This window comes from Lactobacillus sp. ESL0259, assembly GCF_003693045.1.
Lineage (GTDB): Bacteria > Bacillota > Bacilli > Lactobacillales > Lactobacillaceae > Lactobacillus > Lactobacillus melliventris.
In genome coordinates this window covers 1-11807 of sequence record NZ_REHP01000008.1, presented here as the reverse complement: position 1 = coordinate 11807, position 11807 = coordinate 1, and the positions used below count along the sequence as shown (strand labels likewise).

Annotated in this window: 10 protein-coding genes; 9 read left to right on the top strand and 1 reads right to left on the bottom strand. The window is 34.0% G+C overall.

Annotation, left to right across the window (positions count from 1 at the left end; genetic code table 11):
- The first annotated feature begins 2 nt into the window (after positions 1 to 2).
- From F5ESL0259_RS05765 to fba, 4 genes are all read left to right on the top strand, one after another.
- Positions 3 to 851 carry an NAD(P)H-hydrate dehydratase gene (locus F5ESL0259_RS05765; protein ID WP_122037797.1) on the top strand — a complete coding sequence of 283 codons (849 nt, stop codon included), beginning with the start codon at positions 3 to 5 and terminating at the stop codon, positions 849 to 851.
- Between the two features lie 44 nt (positions 852 to 895).
- Positions 896 to 1543 (top strand): L,D-transpeptidase, encoded by a 648-nt coding sequence (locus F5ESL0259_RS05760; RefSeq protein ID WP_122037796.1) that lies wholly within the window; start codon positions 896 to 898, stop codon positions 1541 to 1543.
- A gap of 257 nt (positions 1544 to 1800) precedes the next feature.
- Positions 1801 to 3486 (top strand): arginine--tRNA ligase, encoded by a 1686-nt coding sequence (gene argS, locus F5ESL0259_RS05750; protein ID WP_122037794.1) that lies wholly within the window; start codon positions 1801 to 1803, stop codon positions 3484 to 3486.
- Between the two features lie 97 nt (positions 3487 to 3583).
- Positions 3584 to 4498, top strand: coding sequence for a class II fructose-1,6-bisphosphate aldolase (fba, locus tag F5ESL0259_RS05745; RefSeq protein ID WP_034980057.1), 915 nt, complete (start codon positions 3584 to 3586; stop codon positions 4496 to 4498).
- 59 nt (positions 4499 to 4557) lie between these two features.
- On the opposite strand, the gene F5ESL0259_RS05740 is transcribed toward fba, so the two are convergent.
- Complete coding sequence (locus tag F5ESL0259_RS05740) at positions 4558 to 5127, bottom strand: histidine phosphatase family protein (RefSeq protein WP_122037793.1); 570 nt, start codon at positions 5125 to 5127, stop codon at positions 4558 to 4560.
- A 127-nt stretch (positions 5128 to 5254) separates the two neighbouring features.
- Between F5ESL0259_RS05740 and F5ESL0259_RS05735 the strand changes: the two genes are divergently transcribed.
- From F5ESL0259_RS05735 to F5ESL0259_RS05715, 5 genes are all read left to right on the top strand, one after another.
- The gene (locus F5ESL0259_RS05735; protein WP_122037792.1) at positions 5255 to 6121 is read left to right on the top strand and encodes an aldo/keto reductase; all 867 of its coding nucleotides are present in this window, start codon (positions 5255 to 5257) and stop codon (positions 6119 to 6121) included.
- Positions 6122 to 6161: 40 nt separating this feature from the next.
- Positions 6162 to 7124: a LacI family DNA-binding transcriptional regulator gene (locus F5ESL0259_RS05730; protein ID WP_122037791.1), complete on the top strand. Its 963-nt coding sequence runs from the start codon at positions 6162 to 6164 to the stop codon at positions 7122 to 7124.
- Between the two features lie 133 nt (positions 7125 to 7257).
- A complete protein-coding gene (locus F5ESL0259_RS05725; protein ID WP_122037790.1) occupies positions 7258 to 9078 on the top strand; it encodes a beta-glucoside-specific PTS transporter subunit IIABC in 1821 nt (606 codons plus the stop codon).
- 18 nt (positions 9079 to 9096) lie between these two features.
- A complete protein-coding gene (locus tag F5ESL0259_RS05720) occupies positions 9097 to 10572 on the top strand; it encodes a family 1 glycosylhydrolase (RefSeq protein WP_122037789.1) in 1476 nt (491 codons plus the stop codon).
- Positions 10573 to 10836: 264 nt separating this feature from the next.
- Positions 10837 to 11616 (top strand): S9 family peptidase, encoded by a 780-nt coding sequence (locus tag F5ESL0259_RS05715; RefSeq protein ID WP_122037788.1) that lies wholly within the window; start codon positions 10837 to 10839, stop codon positions 11614 to 11616.
- Positions 11617 to 11807 lie beyond the last annotated feature (191 nt).

Genomic DNA, 11807 nt, shown 5'->3' with positions numbered 1-11807 from the left:
TTATGTCTGAAATAACTGCAAAGATTTTGACAAAAGTAATTAAAAAACGACCCAGTAATTCACATAAGGGTAATTATGGCAGAATCCTGTTAATTGGGGGCAATGAAAATTATGGTGGTGCGATCATCATGGCAGCTGAAGCTGCGCTTAATAGTGGTGCAGGTCTAATTTCAGTAGCTACCCATCCAGTTAACTTGAATGCACTACATGCTCGTAATCCTGAGGTAATGTTCATTGATTGGCGTGATCGGAACTTACTAAATTTAATCACTAAAATGGATGTTATTGTTTGCGGACCAGGGTTAGGAACTAACTTTTTTGCTCATCAAATGATGCTTATTCTTTGTCAGAATGTTTCCTCAAATCAAACATTAGTTTTGGACGCAAACGCTTTGGATTTAATTGGACAAGACCCTAAGCTAATCCCGACCAGTGCTGGTTTGATCGTTTTAACACCTCATCAAATGGAATGGCAGCGTTTAAGTCAAATTAGAATTCCTTATCAAACTGATAGTGCTAATTTGAGTGCTTTAAAAAAGATTTTTCCTACCCAAAATGTTATTTTGGTTTTAAAATCAAATCGCACTCATGTTTATACTAGTACTAACGAAATTTTTGTAAATACTAGCGGTAATCCTGGTATGGCTACTGGTGGAATGGGAGATACATTAGCAGGGCTAATTGGTGGCTTTATAGCACAGTTTGGTGGCACGCTAGATCCAGTCCTGGCTGCAATTTATCTTCATTCCTTAGCTGGCGATAAAATTGCTGAAACGGATTATGTGGTGCGCCCAACTAAAATAAGTGCAATATTGCCTCAGTTGATGAATCAATATGCTAACAAAGGATAGATTTTCCGTTGAAACACAAATATGATTTGGAGAAAAGTTATTATATGAAAAAAAGTCTATTAAAAGTTCTTACTGCTTTTTGTATTATTCTAATATGTGCTATTAGTCTTGCGCGGATATCTATGCCTACTCAGCCTAAAGTGGGTAATAAAGTCAAAGATGATAAGAAAACAGTAGTTATAAAAACTGCTGCATCTTATCGTCCTTATCAAGACCCTAATGATTTGCGTTCTCCTTTCAATTGGAAAAAAGCGAGTGAAACTAAGCCTTATCCCAAAATAAAGCATTCTGAAAACAATTTGAAAATTAGAGTATCGCTTAAAGGTAATCGTGTTTATGTTTTACGTGGTAATAAAAGAATATATACTATGTTATCAAGCGCGGGACTTTTTAAAAAGAATAAGTCGTTAACACCGACTGGAACATATAAAATAAAGTATGATCGTGGTGATTCTTTTTATAATCCTGAATTAAATGAAGGTGCTAATAACTGGACCAGTTGGGATAAAGAAAATGTTTATCTTTTTCATTCGGTTCCAACGAAAGGCAATGGAAAATACAACATTAAAGAGGCTGAAAAGTTGGGAGTTAAGCCTGCTTCTCACGGGTGTATCAGGTTAAGTGTCCCTGATTCTCGCTGGCTAGTTGAAAACATTCCTGCCGGAACAAAGGTAATTATCAAAAATAACTAAAAAATTTGGCGCAGACATTATTTGCTGTTATAATCATTTGATGAAAGTAGTTAGAAGTAGTAGGCATTTTTTCCAATATAGCGAGCTTGAGATTGATGAGAGTCAGGCTGGAAAAATGACTGAAGGCGTGTCTAACCGACCAAATAGAAAATTTAATAAGCGGATACTTTGTATCAAAAAGAGTGGTACCGCGGGTTATACTCGTCTCTTCTTCATGTTAGTGAAGGAGAGACTTTTTTGGCATTTAGGAGGGAAAAATGGATTTTAAAGATAAGGTTGTCGAGTTAGTTGCTGGGCAGGTTGACCTTTCCAAAGAGCAAATTAATTCGTTAATTGAAAGGCCCAAAAATGAAAACATGGGTGACTATGCATTTCCAGTCTTTGCTTTGGCAAAAGTGGAACACAAAAATCCGGCAGTTATTGCACAAAATATTGCAAATGAGCTAAAGAGCACTGATTTTGCATCTATCAAAGCTGTAGGTCCATATGTTAACTTTTCAATAGATCATGGCAGATTGATCTCACAAACTCTTGCAGAAATTTTACAGCAAAAAGAGCACTTTGGGGATCAAAACTTAGGAAAGGGCAATGTCCCGATCGATATGTCTAGTCCTAATATTGCCAAGCCAATGTCTATGGGCCATTTAAGGTCGACTGTGATTGGTAATTCAATTGCTAAAACTTTGGCAAAAGTTGGCTATACGCCTATAAAAATTAATTATTTAGGTGACTACGGCACCCAATTTGGTAAATTAATTGCTGCTTATAAGCATTGGGGCGTTGAAGAAGATGTGAAAAAAGACCCCATCATGAATTTGTTTAAGTACTACGTAAAATTTCACAAAGAGGCTGAAAAACATCCAGAACTGGATGATGAAGGACGTGCTTGGTTTAAAAAACTAGAAGATGGCGATCCCGAAGCAGTTAAATTATGGCAATGGTTCCGGGACGTATCTCTAACTGATTTTAATCGTATTTATAAAGAACTCGGTGTAACTTTTGATTCTTATAAAGGCGAAGCTTTCTTTAATGATAAGATGCAGCCAGTTATTGATGAATTAAAAGAAAAAGGACTTTTACATGAATCTCGCGGTGCACAAGTTGTTGACATGGGTAAAGATGAAAATCCAGCTTTGATTGTGAAATCTGACGGCACTAGTATTTATTTAACACGTGATTTGGCAGCAGCCATTTATCGTCAAAATACGTATCATTTTGTCAAAATGCTTTATGTTGTCGGTAATGAACAGTCCCAGCATTTTGTGGAGTTAAAAACCGTTCTGAAGAAAATGGGCTATGATTGGGCTGACGAAATTTATCATGTTCCTTTCGGCTTAATTACTCAAAATGGTAAAAAGCTTTCTACTAGAAAAGGGAATGTAGTTTTCCTTGATCAGGTTTTACAGGATGCTGTTAACTTGGCGCAAAAGCAAATTGAGCAAAAGAATCCTGATTTAGCTAATAAAGACCAGGTCGCTCATGATGTGGGAGTTGGAGCAGTAATTTTCCACGACTTGAAAAACGAGCGGACTGAAAACTTTGATTTTGATCTGGATGAAGTTGTCCGTTTTGAAGGAGATACTGGTCCTTACGTGCAATACACAAATGCGCGCGCTCAAAGTGTTTTGCGTAAGGCTGCTGAGCAAAGTCATAAACCAGATCTTTCTAATATTAAGATAGATGATAACTGGTCTTTTGGAGTTGCCAAATATTTGGCTGACTTCCCTCGTATCATTGCTCGCAGCAGTGCTAAGTTTGAACCGTCAATTATTGCTAAATATGCACTTGATTTAGCCAAGAAGTTTAATAAATATTATGCTAATGTCAAAGTATTGGTTGATGATGATCAAATAAGTGCTCGATTGGCACTGGTTCAAGCAACCTCAATTGTTTTAACCGAGGCTTTGCGACTATTAGGTGTCAATGCTCCTAAAGAAATGTAAAAATTTTCAAAAATAACGTTTTCATCAAATAAAAGATTGTTCAATGCTTAATTAATACGATACAATATGACTGTAAGTTTATTAGGAGGTATATTTAATGGCATATTTAGATAATGGTAATCAAATCTTTAAGGATGCTCGTAAAAACCATTATGCAGTAGGTGCTTATAACACTAACAACTTGGAATGGACACGTGCAATTTTGCAAGCAGCTGAAGAAACTAGAACTCCGGTTTTAATTCAGGTTTCTATGGGTGCAGCTAAGTACATGGGTGGCTATAAAGTTGCTAAAGACTTAGTTGAAGATGAAATGGATGCAATGGACATTTCTGTTCCAGTTGTATTGAACTTAGACCATGGTAGCTTTGAAGCTGCTAAAGAATGTATTGCTCTTGGTTACTCATCCGTTATGTTTGATGGTCATGCTTTACCAACTGAAGAGAACTTAGCTAAAACCAAGGAAATCGTTAAGTTGGCTCATGAACGCGGTATTTCAGTTGAAGCTGAAATTGGTAAAATTGGTGAAAACCAAGGTGCCGATGGTGGTGAATTAGCATCTGTTGAAGACGCAAAAACTTTTGTAGCCGCAGGAGTTGACAAACTTGCTTGTGGTATTGGTAACATTCACGGCGTTTACCCAGAAGGCTGGAAAGGCTTGAACTTTGATCGCTTAAAGGAAATTGCTGATGCAGTTTCTGTTCCATTGGTACTACATGGTGGTTCAGGTATTCCTGAAGAGCAAGTTAAGAAGGCTATTTCCCTTGGAATTTCTAAAGTTAACATTAACACTGAATTCCAATTGGCTTTCCAAGCTGCTACTCGTAAGTACTTTGAAGCCCACAAAGATGAAGACAAAGACAACAAGGGTTATGACCCTCGTAAGCTTCTTCTTCCTGGTACTGAAGCAATTACAGCTTCAATGAAGGAAATGATCACTTGGCTCGGTACTCCATCAATTGATGACAAGATTAAGTCAGCTGGTTTTGATAAGAGTTCATTGAATTTGGAATAAATTGATAATTAAGTAAAGGGAGATCAACTGTTTAGGTTGATCTCCCTTTTTTTGCTTTTTTAGCAGCTAGGATTAAATATTGACTGCAAACGAAAAATACCATCTTCATATTCATATTTTAAAACGGCACAATTCCGAATGTGATCTTTTCGCTTAAATGTATTGTATTCTTCCCATTTCCTATAGAAATTAGCTATGGCACCTCCATGGGAGACAATTAAAATCTGTTTATGGCAAGAAAATTCTGTGATCTCTGTAATCGCTTTATTAATTCGGGCAACCACTTGTTCTTGAGATTCTCCACCAAACTGAACAAAAAAATCTTTGTATGGTAAAGGCGGATTAAGGTGCTCTCCTTCCCCTTCATAAATGCCAAAATTCCACTCTCGTAAATCTTTATGAGTTTTAAAAGGTAAATTGGTGACTAATTTTAAAGTATCTATTGCCCTTTCAGAAGTGGAACAATGAGCCTCCTCCAAAGCAATCTGCTCATTTTCAAAATAATCTTTTTTCGTAGTTTGTGCTTGTTTAATTCCCAGAGAGGTCAGTGGTGAATCACAAAAGCCCTGAATCTTATGTTGGACATTAAACAAAGTTTGTCCGTGACGCATTAAGTAAACGTATTTCATAAATTTGCCTTCTTTTATCTATTTAAACTTAATTGTAACTAAAAAAGTTTTAAAAATCTAAGTGAAAAATGATTGACTTAAACATGAAGTTAAGCGTTATACTCAAGAAAAGGCATAAGGAGGGAAAATTATGATTTTTGAAGAAACATTTACACTGAATAATGGGGTAAAAATCCCTAAACTGGCATTGGGAACTTGGAAAATTCCCGATAGTGAAGTGGCTTTACCAGTCGAATCTGCTTTAAAAATGGGCTATAGGCATCTTGATACTGCTCAAGCTTATCATAACGAGAGTGGAGTAGGTCAGGGGATTAAAAATTCAGGTATTGCTCGTGACCAAATTTTTGTTAACTCAAAAGTAGAGGCTGAAATTAAAGACTATCAAAAAGCTAAAAAATCTATTGATGAAACTCTTTTGCGAATGGATCTTGATTATTTAGATATGATGATTATCCATAATCCGCAGCCATGGAAAGAGGTAAACCAATCTGATGATCGGCATTTTGCAGGTAACTTAGAAACTTGGCGCGCTTTAGAAGACGCTTTGAAAGAGGGGAAATTGCGTGCTATTGGAGTTTCTAGTTTTCAACCGGAAGACTTACAGAACTTAATTGACAATAGTGATGTTAAGCCTATGGTTAACCAAATTTTGTGTCATATTGGTGCGACACCTAAAAAGCTAATTGATTTTTGTCAGCAGCAGAATATTATAGTTGAGTCTTTTTCACCTGTTGCGCATGGCGAAGCTTTAAATAATGCAGTAATTCAAAAGATGGCAGAAAAATATCATGTTTCAGTTGCACAACTTTGTATTCGTTACGATTGGCAACTTAATACCGTAGTTTTACCTAAGTCTGTCAATCCAGAACATATGAAACAAAATTCCGAATTGAATTTTGAAATAAGTGAAGATGATATGGCTACTTTAGAAAATATTAATACTTTTGATTATGGCTCTGCCAGTCATTTTCCAGTTTTTGGCGGAAAAAGATAAAACATTATAAATATTCATGAAATGGATTTAATTATAGCTTATGTCAAATATTTTTGATGTTGCACGACTTGCTGGAGTTTCAAAATCAACCGTCTCAAGGGTCTTCACAGGTAATGGTTATGTTTCAAAAGTAAGTAGAAAAAAGGTGTTACAATCGGCTAAAAAGTTGGGTTATGTTCCTTCTATATTAGCCAGACAACTGGTAGAACAAAGTACGAAAACAATAGGATTTATTGCTAAAACATATTATCCTGAAGTTGGGCAACTACTTGATTTGGTAACACATTATGTACAAAAAAAAGGTTTTAAAATCGCAGTATATTTTACTCGAAATAAGCAAGAAGAACTTTTAATCTTGAAAGAGTTTAAACTTCATGGCTTGGATGCGCTATTTTTTGTGGCCAATCGCAATAGTTGGAAAAAAATTGCTGAATTTTCTCAATATGGACCAATTGTGACATGGAGGAGAATAGATAGTAAAAATATTTATTCATCATACATTGATCATTATCCTTTATACAAAGACATACTCAAATATTTAAAAAATCGTTATGGAGATATTTCGGTAGGTCATATTCTTAATGACCCAAGAAAAAATAATACAAAGGCGAGAATAAAAGCAATAAAGGAATTTAAATTGGAAAATTCAAAATTTGATTCTTGGGAAGTTTTTTATTCAGAACAAACAGGTGCAGGGGAAAGTGCGGCCATGGAGTATTTAAAACTTGAAGACCCACCGGAAGCCGTTATAGCTTATTCTGATTATGTAGCAGCTGGTTTCATTTCAACTTTACGTAAGTATAAAAAAAGGATACCTACTGATGTTAAGGTTTTTGGTTTTGATAATAGTGATTACGGTAAATACATGGAAATATCAACTATTGACTCGTTTCTTTCACTTCAAATTAAAAATGACATAAATAAAATTATATGTAGATTGGAAAATACAGAATTTAAGAAAATAACAATTCAGCCTAAAATGATAATTAGAAAAACCTGCTAAATAAAGTTATTCAATTTTATTGAATAACTTTATTTTTTTCTTGACATGGGAACGTTCCCATAAATTAATATTATTTTGTCAATATGAAAGCCGGCTTCAATTGATAAATCATTAATTAAGGGAGGATTTACAGTTGAAGTATTTAGATTTAGCTACCGATATATTGAATTATATGGGTGGAGCAAGCAATATTAAAAAAGTGTGGCATTGTGCAACGCGGTTGAGATTTAACGTTAAAGATAATAACAAAGTAAATCAAAAGGAGCTTGAAAAATTAAAAGGTATAATTCAAGTTGTTTATGGTCATGAACAATGGCAGCTTGTAATTGGTACTCAGGTGGCAGAAGTGTATGATCAATTAATAAATATGAAGGAAATTAAAGACAGTAAAAATTTAATTAAAGAAAAAGAGGCTAAAAACAAGGAAAGGACAGGCTTCTTAGGTTTACTTAATAAATTTATTTCCTTCATTTCTAGTCTTTTTATGCCCTTTCTTAACGCTATATGTGGTGCAGGAGTTTTAAAAGGTGTGTTAGCTCTATGTACAACAATGAAATGGCTTAAAGAAACTTCGGGAACATATGTATTATTAAATGCAGCTGCCGATTCACTTTTTTATTTCTTACCAATATTTATTGCTTTTAATGCCGCTAAACAATTAAAAGTAGATCGGTTTGTAAGTGTTGCGATTGCAGGAGCATTGTTATATCCACAAATTACTACTTTGGCAACAAAGAATATCACCATTAAATTTCTAGGTATTCCCGTTATTCCAATGTCTTATTCTTCTTCTGTAATACCAATTATACTGTCAATTTGGCTTCTAAGTTATTTAGAACCCATGTTAAAAAGGTTAATTCCAGATAGTTTAAAGTATGTTTTTGTTGCTCTGATTGAATTAGTAATAATGGTTCCACTAACATTAATTGTGGTTGGTCCAATTGGCTCAACGATTTCAAGCGCTTTGGCTAACTCCATCATGACGATATATAACCACGCTTCATTATTTGCAGGATTGTTAATAGGTGGGTTGTGGCAAGTAATAGTAATGTTTGGATTTCATTGGATGATTTTACCTTTAATTATGAGTAATATTGCAAAACTGGGGCAAGATCCAATTTTTCCTATTGCTTGTGCTGCAGTTATGTCGCAAGCGGGTGCAGCTTTAGGGGTATTTCTAAAAGCAAAAGATAATAAAACAAAACAAATATCAGGTTCTGCATGCATAGCTGCTATTTTTGGAATTACTGAGCCAACCCTCTATGGTGTGACGCTCAAGTATAAAAAGCCGTTTTATATTGCTATATCTTGTAGCGCATTAGGTGGAATTGTGATTGGACTTTCAAATGTAGAAGCTCATGCTTTTGCCTTTCCAAGTATACTTTCAATTCCAACTTATTTAGGGCATGGCTTTGTCGGTGAAATTATCGGTTTAATAATCAGCTTTGTTGGCGCTGCTATACTGACTTATTTTTGGGGGTTACCTAATGAGCTAAATAATAAAGAAGATTTTAGGATACCAGTTGAGGGTAAAAAAGTTCCTTTAAAAGATGTTTCTGATCCAGTATTTTCATCTGGAAAATTGGGCGATGGAATAGGTATTGTACCTATGTCTAATGAATTAGTAGCACCAATTTCAGGAACAATCACAGCAACGTTTAAAACAAATCATGCTATCGGAATTACTGATGATTTTGGCACTCAAATATTAATACATATTGGAATAAATACTGTTGAACTTAAAGGAAAATATTTTAAATGTCTTGTAAAAAAAGGAGATAAGGTAAGAAAAGGACAAAAATTAATCATTTTCGATTATAAACTAATCGAAGAAGCTGGATATGATTGTACTGTGATTATGACAGTTTTAAATGACAAGGATCATTTGATAAATAAAAATTTAGATGATTCAGATACTAATGCATTTTCAATAGATTTTTTCAAGTTTAAATAAATGAAAGAGGTATTTCTAATGAGTAAATTTCCTAAAAACTTTTTATGGGGTGGAGCTACAGCAGCAGATCAGTATGAAGGGGCATACAATAAAGATGGGAAGACTTTATCTTCAGCTGATATATTACCTTTAGCTGGAAATGGAAGAAAATGGGCATTAAGTCATCCCCTTGCAGCAGCAAAGAAAGATTATGGATTTTATCCTTCTCGCACTAGTATTGATGGATACACACACTGGAAAGAAGATTTAGAATTGTTTGCAGAAATGGGATTTACTGTGTATCGTATGTCGGTCTCATGGCCTAGAATTTTTCCTAAAGCTCATATGGATAAACCAAACGAATTAGGTCTAAAATATTACGATAATGTTATACGGACTGCTAGAAAATTAGGAATGGAGATAATTTTAACTATTGATCATTTCGATACACCTTTTTGGGCAACAGAAAAATACAACGGTTGGGTTAATCGAAAAATGATAAAAGAGTATCTCAAATTAGCTAAGACCCTTTTTAATCGATATAAAAAAGAAGTTAAATATTGGATTACCTTTAATGAAATTAATGCCCTTTTAAATTATCCTTTTTTTGCAGGTGGGATTGATATTTCTAAATGCGATAATCCATTAGAGGCAAGATACCAAGCAGCTCATAATCAACTAGTAGCCTCAGCAGAGGCAGTAACTATGGGTCATAAGATAAATCCCAATTTTCAAATTGGTAGTATGATCGCGGGAGTAGTCAATTATCCTAACACCCCGAATCCAGAAGATGCTTTATCTGCTCAACAAACTACTAAAAAGTCATACTTTTTCCCTGATGTACAAGCTAGAGGATATTACCCACGCTATGCTCAAAAATTTTTTGATAAAAAGAATTTAAAAATTAATTTTGAAAAGGGAGACAAAGCAAAACTGCTTAATGGTAAAGTTGATTTTGTTTCATTTAGTTATTATAGTTCTAGTGATGTTTCAACTGATCCTAAAATAAAAACTAAGAAAAATGCAGGTAACTTTTCAATAACATCATCAAAAAATGATGGAGGTACTGTCACTTGGGATGCAGATAATACGGTTATTAATCCTTATTTGAAAACGAGCTCTTGGGGATGGGCAATTGACCCTATAGGCTTAAGATACTTGTTAAATGATATTTATGATAGGTATCAAAAACCAATTATGATAGTTGAAAATGGAATTGGTGAATATGATGTTTTAAATAAAGATAATCATATACATGACAAATATCGTATTTCTTATATGAAAGATCATATTAAGCAAATGGCGTTAGCTCTAGATGATGGAGTTGATCTTAGAGGTTACACTATGTGGGGTCCCATAGATATCATAGCCAATTCGACAGGTGAAATGTCAAAAAGATATGGATTTATATACGTTGATCGAGATGATAATGGAAATGGTACCAATAAAAGAATAAAAAAAGACTCTTTTAATTGGTATAAAAAAGTTATTGCATCCAATGGTGAAGAAATTTAATGATAATCTATCACTTTTTATATGAAAAAGATTGATTATAATTAGTTTTGTTACCTATGTAACAACTAAAAAGATCATTACCAATTTTGAATCTTGTCACTCTGACTGGTTAGATAATTTAAAATTTCAATTTTATCATACTTTTGCCCCCAAAATTTTTTCAGTATGGTAAAAAGTAGTTATACGTATTTAGATTATCGAAATAAGAGTATACTGTATATTGCATTGTACAACTAAAAAAACTTATACAAGGAGATAATTGACGTGCGTGAAGAATTAAGGTTTTTAAAGTGCATTGATCATGAAGTGCCGATACAGATTGATATTCCAGATAATGGAGATAAATTTCCTGCTATGTTGTTGGTTCATGGCTTCATGTCCTCTAGAAACAATGATAATCATATGCTGGCAAGAATCAGTAAAAAAATAGTTGAGGCAGGAATAGTAGCAGCTAGAATAGATTTATGCAGTATGGGTGAGAACCTATATTCTAGAGAAAATTATGGTATGAAAGTAATGACAGAAGAAGTCAAGGCCAGCTTTAGCTATTTACAAAACTTACCGTATGTTGCAGAAAATAATGTTGGCTTGTTGGGTCATAGTCTTGGTGGCCGTTTAGTATTTACTTGCTCAAATTTGCCAGCTAAAATCATAGTTTCTTTAAATGGTGCGATTAATACTTCAGAACCATTGGAAATGGCATATGATAAATTTGAAATGGATAATTTAGGCTACTGCATTGTTCATACTAGTAGCGGTGGTGTTGAACTCGTATACCGCAGATTCTTTGACGAATTGAAAACAACTTTGAATGATAACATTAAAAACTTTAAAAATCCGATTTTAGTTGAAGTATGCACCAGTGATCCAACTTTAGACCCCAATATTAGCTTAAACTTTATTAAAAATTGTCATATGACTAATGTAGATTCTTTTACTGTAGAAAATGCAAATCATACTTATAATGTTGAAACTGGTGATTTTACCAAGCTTAATGAGGTAATAGGTAAAGTTGTGCCATGGATTAGTTCACATATTAAATAAAAAAACCAGCTTTTAATTAAGCTGGTTGAAGTTAACCCCTAGAATTGGACAAAGATTCCAATTCGGGGTTTTCTTATGTCTAAATATTTACTAAAAACAAAATTAGAAGCAGTAGATTTGTATCAAAGAGGATTTAGTACAAAAGAAATTCAAGAGAAATTACATATCACATCACATAGATCTATTGATGG